Annotated in this window: 20 protein-coding genes; 1 reads left to right on the top strand and 19 read right to left on the bottom strand. The window is 38.7% G+C overall.

The window, feature by feature from the left end; all coding sequences use genetic code 11:
• Positions 1-49 precede the first annotated feature (49 nt).
• The 9 genes from fabG to ACE38V_RS07185 all read right to left on the bottom strand — a co-directional run bounded on the left by fabG (position 50) and on the right by ACE38V_RS07185 (position 9,884).
• Positions 50-793 carry a 3-oxoacyl-[acyl-carrier-protein] reductase gene (fabG, locus tag ACE38V_RS07225; protein WP_375840543.1) on the bottom strand — a complete coding sequence of 248 codons (744 nt, stop codon included), beginning with the start codon at positions 791-793 and terminating at the stop codon, positions 50-52.
• Entirely contained in the window at positions 790-1,737 is a 948-nt protein-coding gene (gene fabD, locus ACE38V_RS07220; protein WP_375840542.1) for an ACP S-malonyltransferase, read from the bottom strand. The genes fabG and fabD overlap by 4 nt, the downstream gene beginning before the upstream one ends.
• Positions 1,738-1,769: 32 nt before the next feature.
• The gene (gene plsX, locus ACE38V_RS07215; protein WP_375840541.1) at positions 1,770-2,765 is read right to left on the bottom strand and encodes a phosphate acyltransferase PlsX; all 996 of its coding nucleotides are present in this window, start codon (positions 2,763-2,765) and stop codon (positions 1,770-1,772) included.
• A 91-nt stretch (positions 2,766-2,856) separates the two neighbouring features.
• Positions 2,857-3,420 carry a transcription factor FapR gene (fapR, locus tag ACE38V_RS07210; protein WP_375840540.1) on the bottom strand — a complete coding sequence of 188 codons (564 nt, stop codon included), beginning with the start codon at positions 3,418-3,420 and terminating at the stop codon, positions 2,857-2,859.
• 451 nt (positions 3,421-3,871) lie between these two features.
• A complete protein-coding gene (gene recG / locus ACE38V_RS07205; protein ID WP_375840539.1) occupies positions 3,872-5,920 on the bottom strand; it encodes an ATP-dependent DNA helicase RecG in 2,049 nt (682 codons plus the stop codon).
• 1 nt (position 5,921) lies between these two features.
• Positions 5,922-6,800, bottom strand: a complete 879-nt coding sequence (gene sdaAA, locus ACE38V_RS07200) for an L-serine ammonia-lyase, iron-sulfur-dependent, subunit alpha (protein WP_375840759.1) — start codon at positions 6,798-6,800, stop codon at positions 5,922-5,924.
• Between the two features lie 123 nt (positions 6,801-6,923).
• On the bottom strand, positions 6,924-7,586 hold the full coding sequence (gene sdaAB, locus ACE38V_RS07195; protein WP_375840538.1) for an L-serine ammonia-lyase, iron-sulfur-dependent subunit beta: 663 nt from the start codon (positions 7,584-7,586) through the stop codon (positions 6,924-6,926).
• Between the two features lie 239 nt (positions 7,587-7,825).
• Positions 7,826-9,505 (bottom strand): DAK2 domain-containing protein, encoded by a 1,680-nt coding sequence (locus tag ACE38V_RS07190; protein WP_375840537.1) that lies wholly within the window; start codon positions 9,503-9,505, stop codon positions 7,826-7,828.
• A gap of 16 nt (positions 9,506-9,521) precedes the next feature.
• Entirely contained in the window at positions 9,522-9,884 is a 363-nt protein-coding gene (locus ACE38V_RS07185; protein ID WP_375840536.1) for an Asp23/Gls24 family envelope stress response protein, read from the bottom strand.
• A 299-nt stretch (positions 9,885-10,183) separates the two neighbouring features.
• Here ACE38V_RS07185 and rpmB point away from each other — a divergent pair, with 299 nt between their 5' ends.
• Entirely contained in the window at positions 10,184-10,372 is a 189-nt protein-coding gene (gene rpmB, locus ACE38V_RS07180; RefSeq protein WP_066197044.1) for a 50S ribosomal protein L28, read from the top strand.
• A gap of 468 nt (positions 10,373-10,840) precedes the next feature.
• On the opposite strand, the gene spoVM is transcribed toward rpmB, so the two are convergent.
• The 10 genes from spoVM to def all read right to left on the bottom strand — a co-directional run bounded on the left by spoVM (position 10,841) and on the right by def (position 20,032).
• A complete protein-coding gene (gene spoVM, locus ACE38V_RS07175; protein ID WP_375840758.1) occupies positions 10,841-10,921 on the bottom strand; it encodes a stage V sporulation protein SpoVM in 81 nt (26 codons plus the stop codon).
• A 137-nt stretch (positions 10,922-11,058) separates the two neighbouring features.
• Positions 11,059-11,706, bottom strand: coding sequence for a thiamine diphosphokinase (locus ACE38V_RS07170; RefSeq protein ID WP_375840535.1), 648 nt, complete (start codon positions 11,704-11,706; stop codon positions 11,059-11,061).
• Positions 11,707-11,794: 88 nt separating this feature from the next.
• Positions 11,795-12,439, bottom strand: a complete 645-nt coding sequence (gene rpe, locus ACE38V_RS07165; protein ID WP_375840534.1) for a ribulose-phosphate 3-epimerase — start codon at positions 12,437-12,439, stop codon at positions 11,795-11,797.
• Positions 12,440-12,441: 2 nt separating this feature from the next.
• Entirely contained in the window at positions 12,442-13,323 is an 882-nt protein-coding gene (gene rsgA, locus ACE38V_RS07160; RefSeq protein WP_375840533.1) for a ribosome small subunit-dependent GTPase A, read from the bottom strand.
• Between the two features lie 95 nt (positions 13,324-13,418).
• The gene (gene pknB / locus ACE38V_RS07155; protein ID WP_375840532.1) at positions 13,419-15,407 is read right to left on the bottom strand and encodes a Stk1 family PASTA domain-containing Ser/Thr kinase; all 1,989 of its coding nucleotides are present in this window, start codon (positions 15,405-15,407) and stop codon (positions 13,419-13,421) included.
• Between the two features lie 5 nt (positions 15,408-15,412).
• The gene (locus ACE38V_RS07150; protein ID WP_375840531.1) at positions 15,413-16,162 is read right to left on the bottom strand and encodes a Stp1/IreP family PP2C-type Ser/Thr phosphatase; all 750 of its coding nucleotides are present in this window, start codon (positions 16,160-16,162) and stop codon (positions 15,413-15,415) included.
• 4 nt (positions 16,163-16,166) lie between these two features.
• Positions 16,167-17,231: a dual-specificity RNA methyltransferase RlmN gene (gene rlmN, locus ACE38V_RS07145; protein WP_375840757.1), complete on the bottom strand. Its 1,065-nt coding sequence runs from the start codon at positions 17,229-17,231 to the stop codon at positions 16,167-16,169.
• Between the two features lie 23 nt (positions 17,232-17,254).
• Complete coding sequence (rsmB, locus tag ACE38V_RS07140) at positions 17,255-18,604, bottom strand: 16S rRNA (cytosine(967)-C(5))-methyltransferase RsmB (protein WP_375840530.1); 1,350 nt, start codon at positions 18,602-18,604, stop codon at positions 17,255-17,257.
• On the bottom strand, positions 18,588-19,550 hold the full coding sequence (fmt, locus tag ACE38V_RS07135; RefSeq protein WP_375840528.1) for a methionyl-tRNA formyltransferase: 963 nt from the start codon (positions 19,548-19,550) through the stop codon (positions 18,588-18,590). Before fmt ends, rsmB begins: the two co-directional genes overlap by 17 nt.
• A complete protein-coding gene (def, locus tag ACE38V_RS07130; protein ID WP_375840527.1) occupies positions 19,547-20,032 on the bottom strand; it encodes a peptide deformylase in 486 nt (161 codons plus the stop codon). Before def ends, fmt begins: the two co-directional genes overlap by 4 nt.
• Positions 20,033-20,046: the final 14 nt, after the last annotated feature.

Genomic DNA, 20,046 nt, shown 5'->3' with positions numbered 1-20,046 from the left:
CGAGAAATTCTCATTTTCACAGTTAATCTTATAAGGATTTCCTAAAATCCTACATAACCATTCCACCGTCAACATGCAAGGTTTGACCAGTCATATAGCGGCTTTCATCAGATGCAAGAAAAATAACAACCTGTGCGACATCACGTGGCTCGCCAAAATGAGCCAATGGAATTTGTTTTAACATTTCCGCTTTTACTTCCTCATTCAATTGATCAGTCATATCTGTTGTAATAAATCCAGGTGCTACCGCATTTACGGTTATTCCTCTTGATGCAAGTTCTTTGGCAGAGGTTTTCGTAAGTCCGATCACTCCGGCCTTCGCAGCAACATAGTTTGCTTGACCAGGATTTCCACAAACACCAACAATAGAGGAAATATTAATGATTCTGCCGCTTCGTTGTTTCATCATTTGTCTTGTAACGGCCTTCGTTGTCAGGAATACTCCCTTTAGATTGGTGTTGATAACAGCATCCCATTCATCTTCCTTCATTCTCATAAGAAGATTATCCTTTGTGATACCGGCATTATTGATAAGGATATCAAGGCTTCCAAATTTTGCAATTGCCTCTTTTACCATTGATCCAACTGCATCCGCATTAGAAACATCTGCTTGAATCGCAATAGCATCCATCCCTAATGCTTTTACTTCATCAACAACAGCATTTGCCTTTTCTTCGCTGCCAGCATAGTTTATCACCACATTGGCACCATTTCTTGCTAGCTCAAGAGCAATCTCACGTCCAATTCCACGTGAAGCTCCTGTAACAAGGGCATTTTTTCCTTGTAATCTCATTGTATTTCCTCCTTTAAGGCTTCCAATACAGATTGAAAGGTCACTTCATCGGAAACAGCATAGGTCTTCACACTGCGATCAATCTTTTTCACAAGACCAGAGAGAACCTTTCCTGGTCCGATTTCAATAAAGGTATCAACACCAAGAGAGATCATTTTTTGCACAGAATCCTCCCATAAAACGGGCGAAAACAATTGCTGAATCAATTTTTCTTTAATATCCTCGGAATGGGTCATCTCTTGAGCTGCAACATTAGCTATAACTGGAATTTTAGCATCTTGAATCGCGATTTCATCCAAAACCACGGATAGCTTTTCAGCAGCCGGCTTCATTAATGAAGAATGAAAAGGCCCGCTTACCTCAAGTGGTAAAACTCTTTTAGCCCCTGCTTCTTTCGCCTTCACCCCAGCAAGTTCGATCCCTTTTCTTGTTCCAGAAATAACAATTTGCCCTGGACAATTGATATTGGCCAATTGGACAGAATCACCGTTATTCGTAATTTCTTCCGTGACCTCGCGAAGCTTTTCTCTATCCAATCCTAAGACAGCAGCCATTGTTCCTTCTCCATTAGGAACGGCTTCCTCCATAAATTCTCCACGTTTTCTAACAGCATATACACCATCTTCGAACGAAATAGCCCCTGCTGCAACCAGGGCACTATACTCTCCTAAACTATGGCCTGCAACATAATCTGGACGAATGCTAGCCTCTTCAAACATTGTGAGAATTGCCACGCTCGTTGTAAGTAATGCAGGCTGTGCATTTGTGGTTAATGTTAGTTTATCTTGTGGTCCTTCAAATATCACGGAGGTTAATGGATCCTCCAAGCGTTCATCCGCTTTTTTAAAGATTGCTTTTGCCAACTCATTCGTTTCTGCTAGTTCTTTTCCCATCCCAACGATTTGTGATCCTTGTCCTGGAAACAAAAATGCCAGTTTACCCATGCAAACACCTCTTTATGAAATTTCTCTAATAGCTATTCCTCTATTATTTCTTTTTCAATCGCTTCTTTTATTTTCCCAGTCACATTCTTATTAACCATTTCTCTTGCTTGTCTGACTGCATTGTAAATGGAATTAGCATCTGATGAACCATGCGCTTTAATCACAGGAGCTTTAAGCCCAAATAAACCGGCACCCCCATACTCTGAATAATCCATTTTTGATTTTAATTGCTTAAGATTAGGCATAAGAACGGCTGCTGCTAATTTGCTTTTCAAATTGCTGGAAAGGGCAGCTTTCAACATTTGAAATACTGACATTGCCGTTCCTTCAACTGTTTTCAGTACCATATTCCCAGTAAAGCCATCTGTCACAGCAACATCACAAACCCCATCAAGTAAATCACGTGCCTCCACATTGCCAACAAAATGGAGATCGGCTTTTTCAAGAAGTTTATATGTATTTTTTGTAAGCTCTGATCCTTTTTTTTCTTCCGTTCCGATATTTAATAAACCAACTCGAGGTTTTGAGATGGATCTTACTTTTTCGCAATATATCGATCCCATAATGGCATACTGAAGCAGATTTTGTGGCTTTGCATCCACATTTGCTCCAACATCAAGGAGAGTAAAACCATCCCCATTTATTGTTGGTAGTGTTGGTGATAATGCAGGACGATCAATTCCTTCAATACGACCCACTACAAACAATCCTGCTGCCATTAAGGCTCCTGTATTTCCTGCTGAGATACAGGCATCCGCTTCTCCATCATGCACAAGTTTTGCAGCGAGAACCATCGATGCATTCTTTTTTCGGCGAACAGCCCTTACCGGCTCATCAGTTCCAAGTATAACTTCATCTGTATGTAATATTTGGATTCTTTCTTTATTGATGAGAAATTCATTTATTTTTTCCTCATGACCAACAAGGGTTATCTCAATATCACTAAAAGCCTGAATGGCCTTCATCGCTCCAAGCACGATTTCTTTTGGGGCGTTATCTCCACCCATTGCATCAATCGCTAATCTCATGAATGTTCACCCTCTATTTTCATTTTTCTCTTTGTAAGAAGAATGTACCAAATATGAATCGGACATCTGACTTCTAACAATAAAAAAATGATTATTTATATAAACGATACATTTCAAATTCTCCGCGAAACACGACTTCATTATTGACAAAGCTATCAACATGAACAAAAGTTCGATCATTTTCTTGATCGTTTCTTAAAACTCTCGCCTTGGCAACCACTCTTTCGCCTTCTATAACAGAGCGGGTAAAATATATTTTCGCTTTCGCTGTTAAGGCAAGTTCATCATTAATGACAGCAACCGCCAGAGAGTTTGCCTGAGCGAAAAGATGATGCCCTCTCGCAATCTTATTTCGTTTAAATACATGTTCACTTTTTACATCAAAAATCGAGATAGCTGAATGATCAAGGTCGATATCAATAATTTCCCCGATGACCTCATCCAAAGGAAGAGATTTAACCTCATCCTCGAATCTTTTTTCAGCAACTGATTTGATCCGTTCACGTAATTCCGGAATCGATAATTCTAAGCGATCTAAACGAATCGTTTGAACACTAACGGAAAACTTATCAGCCAATTCTTCATCCGTGATAAAAGGATTCCCTTGAATCGTTTTCGTCAGCAATATTTGACGTTCTTTCTTACTTCTCCTCATATAATACACCGTCCGAGATATTATGACTAGGTACTAATAGTAGTATATAATTAAGAAAAACAGATTGCAAGAATAAAAATAACCTTCACCTAGACCCCTTAATTCCTTCTTGCAATCAACATAAAGTGAAACTTCCATCAGTGGGGGTTTTCGACGCACAGGACGTGAAGTGTGCAGACTTATGTGTTGACGTCGCGCTTTTAGTCTGCTATTCATCCCCCACTGATGGTTAGTCACGCAGAGCCTGATTGATTTTTCTAAGGGCTGAAGCCCAAAGAAAAATCTTATTTCACTTATCACGCTCATAACGCCACGTCCTGTGGCTTCGCCTGACTAGGACCTTAATCCCTCGTCGGACCTTTACGGACAGTTGATCTCCCACTTATCTTCTTCGTATTCTCAGAATCTTGAAGTGGGAGTCAAAATGTCCGTTAAGAGTGGGATAAATGATTTAATCTAATTTCTCACCTTCAAGAACGCCTGCCTGAAGCAAATTTTCCCGTAAATGCTGATATTCTTCCGATTCCCAGAAAATTTTCGATTCAATCATGGTTTGGGCATCACTTCGTGCAGTTTCTAAGGCTCGAAAATCATGTACCATATCAGCAACCTTAAATTCTGGCACGCCGCTCTGCTTCCTTCCAAAGAAATCTCCAGGTCCTCGTAGCTCTAAGTCCTTTTCACTTAAGACAAAGCCGTCATTCGTTTCTGTCATGATTCTCATTCGTTCTTTACCGATATCTGTCTTCGGATCAGCCAAAAGAACACAATAGGATTGCTCCTGCCCTCTCCCGACTCTTCCACGTAGCTGATGAAGTTGTGACAATCCAAATCTCTCTGCATCATATATAAGCATAAATGTAGCATTTGGTACATTTACACCTACTTCCACAACGGTTGTGGAAACGAGGACTTGTACCTCATTCTGACTAAAAGATTTCATGACGGCATCTTTCTCATCAGATCCTAAACGGCCATGCATCAAACCCACCCGAGACCGATTTTGAAGATAGTTCGTTAGAGTAGTATGTACATCAATGGCATTTTGTACATCCAGCTTCTCAGATTCTTCAATTAAAGGACAAATAACGTAGGCCTGCCTTCCCTTCTTCAATTCCTTTTCCATAAAACCAAGAACTCGATCCAGCATATTGTGTTTTGCCCAATACGTATCAATCGCCTTTCTACCAGCTGGCATTTCATCAATAATCGACACGTCCATTTCACCAAATACCGTAATAGCCAAGGTTCGTGGAATTGGGGTGGCAGTCATAAACAAGACGTCCGGATTTTCTCCCTTTTCTCTTAAAATCCTTCTCTGTTCCACGCCAAAGCGGTGCTGCTCATCCGTAATAACGAGACCAAGATTTTTAAATGCTACTTCATCCTGAATAAGAGCGTGAGTTCCTATTAAAATATGAATTTGTCCTTCTTTTAAATCTTTCAGAATCTCCTTTCTTTTATTTCCTTTAACAGAGCTCGTTAATAATTTACAACGAACTCCAAAAGGTGATAATAAATCAATTAAAGAGTCAGCATGCTGTTCAGCAAGGATCTCTGTTGGTACCATTAATGCTCCCTGGAAACCAGCAGTATAACTTGCATATAATACGATAGCAGCAACGACCGTTTTGCCAGAGCCAACATCCCCTTGCAGAAGGCGATTCATCCTGTAGGGTGATTTCACATCTGCTAAGATTTCATTCACAACCCTTTTCTGCGCATTCGTTAAAGGAAATGGAAGGGAGTCAATAAAAGCTTTTAATCTTTCTAATTGAAAATGTTGTGGTACACCTTGCGAATTCTCTCGCTCAAATTTTCGCAACGCCTGCATTTTTAATTGAAAAGTAAGAAATTCTTCATATACAAGCCTTCTTCTTGCCTGTTTAATATCTGTTTCATTTAGGGGAAAATGCATTGCCCGAAATGCGTCTTTGCGGTTTAACAGTTTGTACCTCGAAAGAAGATGTTGTGGAAGGGTTTCTTCTATGTCATGACCAAATTGTGAAAAGACAAGCTTCATCATTCTTCTAATTCCCTTCACCGTCATATTTCCCTTCACATTATATACAGGCTCAAAGCTTTTGGCTTGCTTCATTTCACCTATGCTTGCTTCATTGGCAGTAATGGTTTGTCGATGTTGATCCCATTTTCCAGTTACAGTAACCGTTTCGTTGATTTTCATCTTATTTTTTAAATAAGGCTGATTAAAGAATACGACGGAAATTAAATAACGACCAACCAGCAGTTTGATCGTCAACCGAGAACGTTTTTTCCCAAAAAAGGTAAGAGAAGGCTCGCTATGGACCTTCCCTTCAACAGTAACCTTTTCCTCGTGTTGAACCTCAGCTAAATCACGTAAACGATAATCCTCAAATCGATATGGAAAATGTTCAAATAAATCATTTATCGTATGAATATTCATCGCGGCTAGCGCTTCTGCCGTTTCTTCCCCAATCCCTTTTATGACGGTAACTGATTGATTTAGCGTATTTTTCACGTTACTTTCGCGGTATTCCGAAGATCTTCTCCTCTAATTTTCGACCTGTCGGGGTTGCCGCTAAACCTCCCTGCGCTGTTTCTTTTAATGCTGTAGGCATTGTTTGACCTATTCTAAACATAGCATCGATCACTTCATCACATGGGATTCTGCTGGTAATTCCCGCTAGAGCCATGTCTGCTGCAACCATCGCATTGGCAGCTCCCATGGCATTTCGCTTCACACATGGAACTTCTACCAGCCCGGCTACAGGATCACATACTAATCCTAGCATATTTTTTAATGTAATTGCCATAGCTTCAGCACATTGTTCTGGGGTTCCACCCGCCATTTCAACGATTGCAGCGGCAGCCATTCCAGAGGCTGAACCTACCTCTGCCTGGCAGCCACCAGCGGCTCCCGAGATGGAGGCATTATTTGCAACAACAAACCCGAAGGCTCCAGCAGTAAATAAAAAAGCAATCATTTCATCTCTTGTAGGATTTAATTTCTTTTTCACAGCAAATAAGGTACCTGGTACCACACCTGCTGAACCGGCAGTAGGTGTAGCACATATTGTTCCCATTGCAGCATTTACTTCATTCGTTGCGACAGCTTTACTGACTGCATCGAGTAGTAATTCACCTGATAGAAAATTTCCTTTTTCCAGATATTTTTGCAGCAACACCGCATCTCCACCAGTTAAACCGGAATGAGAATGAACTCCTCCTAATCCTCTTTCAACAGCTTTTTCCATTACCTGCAAATTATTTTCCATTTTAGCGAGAATATCTTCTCTTGTTCTTCCTGTTGCCTCAATTTCTTGCTCAATCATTACTTCAGAAATTTTTTTATTTTGAGTAACGGCAAGTTTAACAAGCTCACTAACGTTACGAAACATCATTTAACCTTCCCCTTTTTATCATGTTTTTAAACTAATCATCTGTATGGTTCAAGTCAAATTTATGAAAGAAACGCATTCGTTTTCTGAATATTTTGTAAGCGTTTCCATTAAATATCATCCCTACTCGACAATTTTCGTCACTTTCACCATATTAGGTAATGCTTCTATTTCTTCTAAGATGAAATCGTCAATATTTTGATCAACTTCAATCGTCATTAATGCAAGTTGTCCTTTTTCTTTTCGTGATACTTCCATATGACCAATATTGATTTCATATTTTGCTAGTACATTAGAAACATTAGCTATAGCTCCAAATCGGTCATTGTGAACAACCAAAATGGCGGGATGATGACCAGATAATTTTAATTCAAAGCCGTTTAATTCTGTAATTTCAATTTTCCCTCCGCCAATTGAAATTCCCACTAACTCAAGCTCACCATGGTCATCACGAATCACCACTCTTGCTGTATTAGGATGATTAGGAATCGCTTCTTCTTCAATAAATTCGATTAAAATCCCTTTTTGTTCAGCAATCTCAATCGAATGAATAATTCGTTCATCAAAGGTATCAAAATCCAGGATCCCGCCAATTATAGCTACGTCTGTACCATGACCTTTGTATGTCTCAGCAAAAGACCCGTAGAGTGATACTCGAACAGTCTTCGGTTCACGCCCAAAAAGACTTCTTGCAACTCTTCCGATTCTTGCAGCTCCGGCAGTATGGGAGCTAGAAGGTCCGATCATAACAGGTCCGATAATATCAAAAACGCTTTTATATTTCATATCTCTATCCTCCTAATCTAATGATGCATTTATCTATAAGCGTTCTAATTCACACTTCAACAGACATCTATTATCCAAATACATATATTATCTTTTCTATAATATATTGAAATCTTATGAAAAAGGGATGTTTTTACAAAAAAAGTTCTGTTAAATTTAACCTAAAAGAGCAAAAAAAGAAAAGGGCAAAGCTCTATGATGATAATAGAGCTAACCCTTTTCTAGGCTTTACCGATTCATTACTCAATAGAAAAAATAAAAGCATATAACGGCTGCTTGCCATCATGGATTTCTATTTCAACATCCTCATAATTTGCCTTAACATATTGAGTAATCTCGTCTACTTCTTCAGTTGAAGCATCTTCACCCTGAATGATGGTTAAGATTTCAGAATCCTCATCAAGTAATTTTTGCAGTAGCTCAATAGAAGTTTCTACTTTATTGATTCCCTTAACAACAATTTTCCCATCAGCAATACCCATATAATCATTCTTCGCAATTTCTAAACCATCTATACTGGTATCCCGAACGGCATAGGTGATTTGCCCTGTTTTTACATGTTGTAATGCTTCTGTCATGGCCTCTTTGTTTTGAAACGAATTAGCATTAGGATTAAAGGCTAAAAGGGCAGATAGTCCTTGTGGTACCGTTTTAGATGGAATCACAATAACGTCTTCTTCAGAAACCTCAGCAGCCTGTTCAGCAGCCATAATAATATTTTTATTATTTGGTAAAATAATGATTTTCTTTGCGTGTACTTCTTTAATCGCTTTCACAATGTCCTCTGTACTTGGGTTCATTGTTTGTCCGCCCTCAATGACTGCATGGGCTCCTATACTCTTAAATAAATCCGCCACGCCATTACCCATTGAGACTGTGACAATTCCATATTCAAGTAACTCCTGCTTTTGTTCAGGATTCACTGCTTGACTCGCGACATGAGACTCTCCAACAATATTCGTATGCTGCTCTCGCATATTTTCAATTTTCAAATTCACTAAGCTTCCGTATTGCTGTCCATAGTTTAGCACTTCTCCTGGATGCTCAGAATGAATATGTACTTTAACAATTTGCTCGTCGGAAATAACAAGCAAAGAGTCTCCTAACTTACTTAAATCTCGGCGGAATTGGTCTTCAGAAAATGCCTTGCCCTTTAGTTTCGCTTGGTCTACTTTAACCATAAACTCCGTACAATATCCAAAAATAATATCTGCAGTATTGATGTAACCTTGGACACTTTTATGATGTTCTGCATTCACTAAATCATTCATGGACGGCTGAATGGACGTATCTGGTAACGCCTCACCTTTCAGTTCTGCTAAGAAACCTTCATAAACAAAGACTAATCCTTGACCACCACTATCAACAACACCAACTTCCTTAAGGACTGGCAGTAATTCCGGTGTTCTAACAAGTGAAGCTTTTGCCTCAGTAACAGTTTCCTCCATAATCTCAACGATGTTATCTGTTTTTTTAGCTGTTGCAACTGCTTGTCTTGCCGCATCCTTCGCAACGGTTAAAATCGTTCCTTCTACAGGTTTCATAACCGCTTTATAAGCTGTTTCAACACCAGCCTCTAATGCACTGGCAAAATCTTTTCCGTTTATCTCATTTTTTTGTTCAACTGCTTTTGAAAAGCCTCGGAAAAGCTGTGATAAAATAACCCCAGAATTCCCTCTTGCCCCCATAAGCAACCCTTTGGATAAAGCTTGACAAACTTTGCCTATATGATCTTGTATATTGTTTTTCACTTCCTTGGCACCAGAAGTCATAGATAAATTCATATTCGTACCGGTGTCACCATCTGGGACTGGGAAAACATTCAATGAATCCACGTACTTTGCATTCGTGGATAAATGGTTAGCACCCTGAATAACCATCTGGGCAAATCGTTTTCCGTCTAGAATTTTAATTGACACAAAACTTTCCTCCTCACTATGGGTTCGTTACACGAACTCCCTGAACGTAAATATTAACCGAGTCTGTGCTAAGTCCAACTGTTTTGTCTAGAGTGTATTTTACTTTTGATTGCACGTTGTGAGCAACCTCGGAAATTTTCGTTCCATAGCTAACAATAATATACATATCAATATGGACTTCATCATTCTCTTGGCGAACAATTACACCTCGTGTAAAGTTCTCTCTTCTTAAAATATCAGTAAGGCCATCTTTTATTTGGTTTTTGGACGCCATTCCAACAATTCCATAGCAATCAACGGCAGCACCGCCAGCTAATGTTGCAATAACATCATTGGAAATATCAATTTGTCCGTATTTCGTTTTAAGTTCGATGGTCATTTTTATTCCCCCTTTGGAATAATCCTTAACTATTGCCATTTTACTATAAGTAAAACAATATTAAAAGTATACCATAAAAGCTATATTTAATTATAGAGTACCATTTCAGCACCTATGTCAAGGAATTTTTCTTGAAACCTTTTGGGTTAACTATTGCAAACACCATATATGTGTGATAAATTATTAAAGTATCTTTTAATGCGCGAAAAACCTTAACAACGCGGTTTTTCATCATCATTTTGTATATGAAAAGCATGAAAACATATTTTTCAAGCTTAGCAAGTAAGGAGGGAAAACATATGCCACGCAAATGTGTAGTAACTGGTAAAAAAACCACTTCAGGTAACGCACGTTCACATGCTATGAACGCAAACAAACGTACTTGGGGTGCTAACCTACAAAAAGTCCGCATTCTTGTTGATGGTAAACCTAAACGAGTTTGGGTTTCTGCAAGAGCGCTAAGATCAGGTAAAGTAGAACGCGTATAATGTGAAATTGATAAAACAGAGCACCTTTTATGGATGCTCTGTTTTTTTATCTCAAAGATAGTTTCCCCAATTAGGTTTTTATGTAGACCTGTAATCAAGGAACAGAATTTTTTCATGCACAAAAAAATGAGGCCACTGTTTGCAAATACGAAAAGCAAAGAAAATAGCTAATTAATGGGCTATTTTCCTTGCAATCCTATTCCATTAAGTATGCCTCGCTATTACACTACCTTCAAAATGGCAACAATATCCTTTTTTATCCCACTCTTAACGGACAGTAAGACTTCCACTTCAAGATTCTGAGAATACGAAGAAGATAAGTGGGAGATCAACTGTCCGTAAAGGTCCGATATGTTCAACTAACCATCAGTGGGGGATGAATGGAAGACTAAAAGCGCGACGTCAATCGCAGCGTCTGCACACTTCACGTCCTTTGCGTCGAAAACCCCCACTGATGGAAGTTTCACTTTATCCTTTTTTGAATGTCCCTAGCATGGCGCGGACAAGGCCGCCTAAAAATCTTGGCAGTTTAATCGTATAAAACTTCATAATGTCCCTCCTCGCGGATATTACCCATCCATCTTTTTAATACGTTCTTCAATAGCATATTCAAAAAATAGAAATAAGTACTTTTAGAATGAAGCATTCCCTATAAAAGCATCGAGGCACTTAATTTAACTTTTTGATCAATCTCGACTTCTTATCACCATTAATATGCCTTTCGTAAACGAAAAAGTACCATAAGTATTAATAAGTTCATTACTAATACATAATGTAGATCCTAAAGGAATATGACAGTCTTTTAATGGATATTTAAATCCTTCAAGGGTTAAATTGTTTACATCAGCTGAAATGGGAACAAATGAAATATAACGATATTCACCCATTTTCTTTAATGGATATTTTCCTTCTTTTCTAACAGAAACGATATTTTGTCGGTCAATCATTTCAATAATCGTCTTTTTTTCCTGAATGATCGGTCTTAATAATAACTGAACGTTGGCAAATAAATGGTCCAACCTCCCACCCGTTCCACCAAATATGCGAATGATTTCAGGATTTTGCTTTAGGGCCCATTCAATCGCGAGTTCCATATCTGTTTCATCTTTTTCTGCTTGATATTGATTCACATTCGGCACATGATTTAATATCAGGTCATATTCTTGCTCTGAAACAGAATCAAAATCTCCAAATGCTATATGCGGTTCCATTTGCTTGGAAATTAAATAGTAAACCCCGCGATCGACACCTACCCAAATCACATCTTCCCCAGCATAACTTTGTAGTTCTGGGATTAATTCGCTTGGCCCTCCCCCTAGAATATGAATCTTCATCTTACTATCCGCCTTCCTATTTTTATGCAAGATTTTGAGTAAAAAAGCCAGCTGAAAGTCAGCTGACTGATGAAAAAATACTCCCTATTTAGCCTTTTAAACCAGCGATAGCCTTCGCCCGATCCTTTGCGTTATAAACTGCTGATCCTGCAACAAGAACATTAGCACCTGCCGCAATACATTGCTTTGCAGTTTGTTCATTCACTCCGCCATCCACTTCAATTTCAATCGATAAGCCTAATGAATCAGCAAGCTGTTTTACCTCTTTTATTTTTGGCAATACAGATGGGATGAATTTTTGACCTCCAAAGCCTGGATTCACAGACATTAAGAGAACCATATCTACGTCCTCAATAATATGACGAATCATCTCAGGCGGTGTTGCCGGATTTAAGACAACCCCTGCCTTTACACCGAAGCTTTTAATAAAATGAATGGTACGATGCAAATGCTTGCATGCTTCAACATGGACCGTAATATAGTCAGCACCCGCTTTTGCAAAAGATTCAATATATAAATCAGGATTTTCAATCATAAGATGAACATCAAGCGGTAATTTGGTTACAGGTCGAATGGCCTCAACAATTAGCGGTCCTATTGTAATATTAGGCACAAAATGTCCATCCATGACATCAACATGAATATAATCTGCGCCGCCTTGTTCAACATCCTTTATTTCCATTCCTAATTTAGAAAAATCAGCTGAAAGAATGGAAGGTGCTATTTTCACCATAATTAATACCTCGGCTTTCTCTCTTTAATTTCTTGTAAAAATTCTATGTAATGATCGTAGCGATATTTTGGTATTTCCCCATTTTCAACGGCTTCTTTCACCTTACATTTCGGCTCAGCTACATGTAGACACCCGCGAAATTTACAATCATTGCTTTTTTCTTGAATTTCCGGAAAGCAATAATTCAAATCCTCAGGCTCCACTTCTGAAAAATCTAAAGAGCTAAATCCAGGAGTATCAGCAACTAAACCGTTTTCTATATGAATAAGTTCAACATGCCTTGTGGTGTGTTTTCCCCGTCCTAAATGAGAAGAAATATGATCCGTTTTCAATTCTAATTCTGGATTCAAAGCATTGAGCAAGGAGGATTTCCCCACTCCAGATTGACCGGCAAAAACCGAAATCTTCCCATCAATGAAGGTTAAAACCTCCTCTACCCCATCATCCGTTTCAGATGATGTCAATATCACTTGATACCCAGCCTGCTTATATTCTTCTGCATATCTCTCTATTGAAAACCGCTCTTCTTTAGTCGTTAAATCTAATTTTGAGATCAAGATGATCGGCCGAACTTGATTAAATTCTACTAGAACAAGGAACCGATCAAGTAAAGACGTACTGAAATCTGGCTCAACTGCTGAAAAGACTAAAAATGCCTGATCAACATTGGCAATTGGCGGGCGAACTAATTCATTTTTTCGTGCCTTTACCTCTAAAATATAGCCATCTGTTTCATTCTCTGCTTCAAAAATAACTTCATCTCCTACTAATGGAGTGACTTTGTTTTTGCGAAATACTCCTCGACCGCGGCATTGGATTACTTCATCACCTGCTAGCACATAGTAAAATCCACTAAGTGCTTTAATAATTTTGCCTTCTGGCATAGCATCTCTCCTTGTCTGCAACATTTTTAGAGAGCAAGAGACAATATTTCCCGATATAATAGGTGGAATATTGTCACTCCTAGTTTTCATTTACATTATTCCGGATAAGGAACAACCTCATCTATAATAACTTTATCATCTCGAATGACTTTATACCCAGCTTTTTCACCATAAGGAATCTTCAGTTCAATCGTTTTCGTCACCGTTTGCGTAATGGATAATGTTTTATAAGGCTCCGTCATACTTCTGTTCATGTCGTCAATAAAAATCTGAACCTTTTGTGGTTCTCCGATAATTTCAGGTTCATAATCAATGGTGATTTCTCTTGTCACCGTTTTTGGTGGAATTTCCTTTTTCCCTTTAGAAATAACAACCGTAACCTTATCACCTTTATAAATTTGTGTACCAGAGCTTGGACTTTGTGATATCACTAACCCTTTTTCCACTGTATCACTGTAGTCCTCTTTCGAAACTTCTATCTTAATGCCCACAGATGATGCATAGTCCTTAAGTGCTTTATCATTATATTCTGTGAGATCCTTTAGATAGATAGGTTCTTCTCCTTTGCTAACGGTAAATTTTAAAACAGTGTCTTCCGGAACAACCTTTTCACCTTCACTTGGAGATTGATCAATAATGGTGCCAGGTTCCGACTCATCATATACTTCAGTCTTCTGAATATCTTTAAAATTACGATTTTCCAATAGACTAACAACGTCATTATATTTGCGATCTCGATAATTTGAGAGCTCAAATTTCTCCTTGCCTGAGCTTTGATAAATATCAATTTCACTGCCTTCTTTAACAAGCTTTCCTTCTTTTGGATTCGTTTTAATCACGTTGCCTTCTTCAATTTTATCATCATTGATTGAAATAACTTCACCAATTTCAAAGCCTTTATCCTTTAATTGCTCTTTAGCTTGGCTTAACTCAAGACCGGTCACATCAGGGACTTCAACATCTTCTGGTGTCATTAAATCAGGCAATACAGTAATAACAAAAATTCCAAGAATAAGGAGAAAAGCAAATACAGATATTAAAATGACTGGCCATTTCTTTCTTTTTTTCTTAGTCTTATCCGGTTTTGCCTTCTTGTTAACATTTTTCTCTTTTCTCTTCTCATTCTTTTCTGGTTCCTCTTCTTCATTTCGATGAATAATGGTTTCATCTAAATTCTGGAAAGGGCGATCATTTGTAATAACCGGGATCGCTTTCGTTGCATCCATATCGACAGGAATCGTAAATTTCTTTTCATTAATCCGATCTGGATCTAAAGCGGTATTTAAATCATCTTCCATTTCTTCCCCATTGGCATAGCGATGAAAAGGATCCTTTGCAGTTGCTTTTAAGACAATGTTCTCGACACTTTGTGGAATATTTGGATTCCAGCGTCTTAAAGATGGCGTTTCTGATTGTAAATGCTTTAAAGCAATCGATACGGCAGATTCACCAGAGAAAGGCAATCTTCCCGTTAACATCTCAAACATCACGATACCTAAAGAATAGATATCTGATTTGCGATTAGCTGTTCCTCCTCTTGCTTGTTCAGGGGAAAGATAATGGACTGACCCAAGGACAGAATTTGTCTGTGTAATGCTTGTCGCACTTAAGGCCATTGCAATACCAAAATCCGTAATTTTCACATTGCCATTTCGATCAATAAGAATATTATGCGGCTTAATATCTCGATGAATGATATGATTTTGATGGGCATGTGAAATGGCTGATGTCAATTGCTTCATAATATCTATTGCTTCTTCCACCTTTAATGGTGCATATTGCTGAATATACTGCTTTAGAGTTTGTCCATCTACATACTCCATAACAATATAATAAATGGAATCCTCTTCTCCAACATCATAAATGGAGACAATATTCGGGTGTGCAAGACTGGTTGCTGATTGTGCCTCTCGATGAAATCTGCGAATAAATTCTTCATCGTTTGCGAAATCAAGTCGAAGTGTTTTAACAGCCACATCACGATCCAAGATCATATCGTGTGCTAAGTACACATTCGCCATTCCGCCGCCGCCAATCATTTCCAAAATTTTGTAGCGACCACTTATTCTTTTTCCAATTAGCACTTATATCACCCTCTTTCACTGTTGTCTAAGAATTCTAAGATTACCAGGGTGATATTATCTTCGCCGCCATTTTCATTTGCAAGTTCAATCAGTTCTGATGCCTTTTGTTCAAGCGTTTCTTCTTTTTTGAGGATTGATTCCATTTGTTCCTCAGAAACCTTATTGGAAAGTCCATCCGAACAAAGCAATACATGATCTCCATCCTCAAAAATAATCGTTTTAATATCCATTTCAACGGCGCCTTCTGTTCCCAGCGCCCTTAACAGGACATTTTTTCTAGGATGATTTTCCGCATCCTCTTTGGAAATTTGTCCTGTTCGAACCAGTTCATTGACTAGTGAATGGTCCTCTGTTAACTGTTGAAAGCCTGTCTCATTTAAGATATATCCTCTTGAATCTCCAATATTGGCGATGGTTGTAAAACGATTGGTGACAATGGCAGCGACAACCGTTGTACCCATTCCTTCACATTCAGTATGATCTTGCGAATGTTGATAAACTAACGAATTCACTTGAGTAATATGGGCTCTTAGCCAACTTTCAGCATCATCAGCGGTTTCGATTTTTTCTGATTGTTCCCATAATTTTTGTAAATGGGACATCGTTAATTCACTGGCAACATCTCCCGCACGGTGTCCCCCCATGCCATCTGCCACGATGGCTAAGCGGTCACCATCCCTATTCAAAAAGATTCCACCATTATCCTCGTTATGCTGTCGAATTCTTCCTCGATCTGTCATAAAAACAGCTTTCATACGATCACCTCGTCTCCTCTTTTCGCTCCTTTGCACGAAGTTGTCCACATGCTGCATCAATATCATGACCGTGCTCGCGGCGTATCGTTACGTTTACGCCATGCTCTTTAAGCGTTTTTTCAAATTCAAATATTTGATTTCTCGGAGTTCGAACGTAGTCTCTTTCAGGGACGTAGTTCACAGGGATTAAGTTCACATGGCATTTTATCCCTTTGATTAATTGTGCAAGTTCCTCAGCATGCTCCTTTCGATCATTAACTCCACCAAATAATCCATATTCAAAGCTTACACGCCGCCCTGTTTTCTCAATATAATAATGGACAGCTTTCATTAAATCAGGTAATTTATATGCCCGATTAATCGGCATTAATCGACTTCGAATATCCGTATTTGGTGCATGTAATGAAATAGCAAAATTAATTTGCATATTCTCATCTGCAAATTGATAAATCTTCGGAATAATCCCACTTGTTGAGACGGTGATATGGCGAGCACCAATATTTAACCCTTGATCATGATTGATGATCTTAAGAAAGGACAACATTTGATCATAATTGTCAAACGGCTCTCCAATTCCCATAATGACTACAGAACTTACTCTTTCATCTGTTTCATCAAGCGCTTTTTGAACCTTGACAACTTGGGCAACAATTTCTCCAGCTTGCAGGTTTCTTTTTAACCCACCTAAAGTAGAGGCACAAAAAGTACAGCCAATGCGACACCCTACCTGAGTCGTCACACAAACAGAATTTCCATATTCATGGCGCATTAACACAGTCTCAATGGAAAAACCATCATGAAGTTCAAACAGAAATTTAATTGTCCCATCAGAAGAAGTTTGTTGAATTAATGTTTTTAATGTAGTGATGGAGTAGGATTCATCAAGTAATTCACGTAAATTCTTCGAAAGATTGGACATCTCCTCAAATGAGGTTACACGTTTTTTATAAAGCCAATCAAATATTTGTTCAGCACGGAATGGCTTTTCTCCCTTTTCCTTGAGCCAATCCTTTAAAGCTCCTAATTCCAAGGAATAAATCGATGGTTTCTGTGTTTCTATTGATGCCATTTCTTTTGTTTGTTCCACTTTAATTAACCCTTCTTTCTTAAACAAGCTATATAAAAACCATCTGATCCAAAATCCTGCGGTAAGACTTGCAAATCAAATCCATCAACTAATGCTTGGATGGCTTTTGGCATTCTTTCTTTTAAAGTTTCATCTCCATAAAAGTCAGGATTTTCTGCTAAAAAGGAGTCAATAACACCTTGGTTTTCTTCTTTATCCACTGTGCATGTACTATAGACAAGAATGCCCCCCTTTTTCATGAGCGGCGCGACTGCTTGTAAAATATTTAATTGCACAGAATGCAATTGTTTAACATCTTGTTCTTTTTTCGTATATTTCATATCTGGCTTTCTTCTCATGACACCTAACCCTGAACAAGGAGCATCTACCAAAATCCGGTCAAATTCTTCCTTCTGAAAATATTCCTGAACCTTTCTTGCATCAAGTGATTTAACATCAATATTGGAAAGGCCAAGTCTGTCCGCATTTTCTGAAATAAGCTTTACTTTATGATCATGAAGATCAAGTGAAATAACTTGACCAGTATGTGAGAGCTTTTCAGCAATATGAGTTGATTTCCCCCCTGGTGCAGCACAAGCATCTAACACCCTATTTCCTTTTTCCAGGTTTAAAGCATAGCTGACAAGCATCGAACTCTCATCTTGGATTGTTAACAGACCTTCCTTAAATGCGGAAGAATGAGCCAAGTTTCCCTTTAGACATTTAATGGCCACTGGGATGATGGTGCTTTCTTCCACTTGGAATCCTTCCTCTTGTAAAAGCTGAATACAGTTTTCTTTGCTTGTTTTTGTCAGATTAACTCTTGCAGTTTGCAAAGGAGCTATCAAATTGGTTTCACACATTGCCTTTGTTTTCTCAAGCCCCAGTTGCTTCACCCATCTTTTGACAAGCCATACTGGATGACTTGTCTCAATCGATAATCGCTCAATTGGATCGCTGATCGTTTCAAAACTTGGCAATCCTTCTCTCTGGATACTTCTAAGAACGCCATTGACAAGACCAGATATTCCTTTATGTCCCCGTCCTTTGGCAATTTCAACTGCTTCATAAATAGCGGCCCGATCTGGAATCTTATCTAAATATACCATTTGATAGAGCGTTAAACGCAATAATTGTAACACCCAGTTTTCCATTTTCTTTTTATTTTTGATAAACGGAGCAAGGTAGAAGTCCAAAGTCATTTTCCTTTGAAGGGAGCCGTAGATTAATTCAGTTAATAAGCCAACGTCCTTCTTGGTAATCTCATTTTTCTTAATCGTATGATTTAATAATATGTTGCTATAAGCTTGATTTTTCTCGATGGTTTCAAGAGCCTCTAAGGCCGAAACACGAACATTTTTATTTGCTGTCTTCATCTTCTGCTCCTAACCTATCTCCAATGGCAACGTGTGAACCTGCACCTCTTAAATATTGTTCTGCTGCCATTTTCTTTTTTCCAGAAGGTTGAAGTTCCAGAATTTTAATAGCTGTATCATTTCCAGTTGCGATGATCATCCCATCTTTTTCGATTGCCATGATCGTACCCGGTTCAGCCTTTTTCGTCGCAGGAATTTTTTCTGTCCACCAAATTTTCAAAACGGATTGCTGGAAGGTGGTATAGGCAACAGGCCACGGATTCAATCCGCGGACGTGATTATAAATATCCTCTCCTGATTTCGACCAATTAATTTTCTCCTGCTCTCTTTTAATATTGGAAGCAAAAGTGGCTTCTTCATCATTTTGCTTGATGGAGGTAATATTTCCTGCCAATAATTTTGGAAGCGTATCAGATAAGAGCTTCGTTCCTGCCAAGCTAAGCTTATCATGCAAGGAGCCAACAGTATCTTTTTCGTCGATTTCAACCTCTGCTTGCGTTAATATATCTCCGGCATCAAGTTTTTCAGCCATATACATAATCGTTATTCCCGTTTTTTTCTTCCCCTGAAGGATTGCATAGTGGATAGGAGCCCCTCCGCGCAATTCTGGCAAAAGGGATGCATGGACGTTAATACAACCGTATTTAGGTGCCTCTAACAATTCCTTAGGAAGGATTTGTCCAAAGGCAGCCGTAATAACAAGATCAGGATTTAAAGCTAAGATTTTACTTAACTCCTCTTTTTGACGAAGCTTTTCTGGCTGATAAACAGGAATTCCATGCTTTTCTGCCTCTACTTTTATAGGAGGAGGGGTTAAAACCTTCTTCCTTCCCACCGGCCGATCCGGTTGTGTTACAACGGCAATCACTTCATAACCTTCTGCAATCACATTTCTTAAAATAGGGACGGAAAAATCAGGTGTTCCCATAAAGATAATCTTTGTCACGCTTCTTCTCCCCCTTCTAATTCCTCTGCTTCTACATATTTTGAAACCTTTGTCGTAAATAATATCCCATGAAGGTGATCAATCTCGTGTTGAACAGCGCGGGCCAAAAATCCTTCCGCCTCAAAAATAAAGGTTCTCCCTTTTCGATCCTTGGCCTTTACCTTAACATAATTAGGGCGTGTTACCTCTCCATATATACCTGGAAAACTTAAACATCCTTCGGCATCGGTTTGCTCACCACTTGTTTTTAAAATTTCAGGATTGATTAATTCAATGGTTCCGATCTCATCATCTATATCCACTACAGCGATTTGTTTTGCTAAGCCAATTTGTGGAGCAGCTAATCCTACGCCATCATATTCAATCATCGTATCGTACATATCATCTAATAGTTTGCCAAGCTTCCGGTCAAAAGTCGTAACCAGTTCACATTCTCTCTCCAAAATCTCTGCTGGATAAGAGATTATCGTTCTAACAGTCAAATGCAATTCCTCCA

Source organism: Cytobacillus sp. Hz8, from assembly GCF_042263505.1.
Classification (GTDB): Bacteria; Bacillota; Bacilli; order Bacillales; family Cytobacillaceae; genus Bacillus_BE.
The sequence above is the reverse complement of the archived record's forward strand: the minus strand, read 5'-3'. Positions and strand labels throughout refer to the sequence as shown.

Excerpts from the sequence above, each read along its gene's own strand:
- rsmB (WP_375840530.1), bottom strand. The coding sequence starts at position 18,604 with ATGAAGACAGCAAATAAAAATGTTCGTGTTTCGGCCTTAGAGGCTCTT.
- fabG (WP_375840543.1), bottom strand. The coding sequence starts at position 793 with ATGAGATTACAAGGAAAAAATGCCCTTGTTACAGGAGCTTCACGTGGA.
- sdaAB (WP_375840538.1), bottom strand. The coding sequence starts at position 7,586 with ATGAAATATAAAAGCGTTTTTGATATTATCGGACCTGTTATGATCGGA.
- rpmB (WP_066197044.1), top strand. The coding sequence starts at position 10,184 with ATGCCACGCAAATGTGTAGTAACTGGTAAAAAAACCACTTCAGGTAAC.
- rsgA (WP_375840533.1), bottom strand. The coding sequence starts at position 13,323 with ATGCCAGAAGGCAAAATTATTAAAGCACTTAGTGGATTTTACTATGTG.
- fabD (WP_375840542.1), bottom strand. The coding sequence starts at position 1,737 with ATGGGTAAACTGGCATTTTTGTTTCCAGGACAAGGATCACAAATCGTT.
- spoVM (WP_375840758.1), bottom strand. The coding sequence starts at position 10,921 with ATGAAGTTTTATACGATTAAACTGCCAAGATTTTTAGGCGGCCTTGTC.
- plsX (WP_375840541.1), bottom strand. The coding sequence starts at position 2,765 with ATGAGATTAGCGATTGATGCAATGGGTGGAGATAACGCCCCAAAAGAA.
- ACE38V_RS07170 (WP_375840535.1), bottom strand. The coding sequence starts at position 11,706 with ATGAAGATTCATATTCTAGGGGGAGGGCCAAGCGAATTAATCCCAGAA.
- sdaAA (WP_375840759.1), bottom strand. The coding sequence starts at position 6,800 with ATGTTTCGTAACGTTAGTGAGCTTGTTAAACTTGCCGTTACTCAAAAT.
- ACE38V_RS07150 (WP_375840531.1), bottom strand. The coding sequence starts at position 16,162 with ATGAAAGCTGTTTTTATGACAGATCGAGGAAGAATTCGACAGCATAAC.
- ACE38V_RS07185 (WP_375840536.1), bottom strand. The coding sequence starts at position 9,884 with ATGACCATCGAACTTAAAACGAAATACGGACAAATTGATATTTCCAAT.
- rpe (WP_375840534.1), bottom strand. The coding sequence starts at position 12,439 with ATGGTGAAAATAGCACCTTCCATTCTTTCAGCTGATTTTTCTAAATTA.
- fapR (WP_375840540.1), bottom strand. The coding sequence starts at position 3,420 with ATGAGGAGAAGTAAGAAAGAACGTCAAATATTGCTGACGAAAACGATT.
- rlmN (WP_375840757.1), bottom strand. The coding sequence starts at position 17,231 with ATGGCATCAATAGAAACACAGAAACCATCGATTTATTCCTTGGAATTA.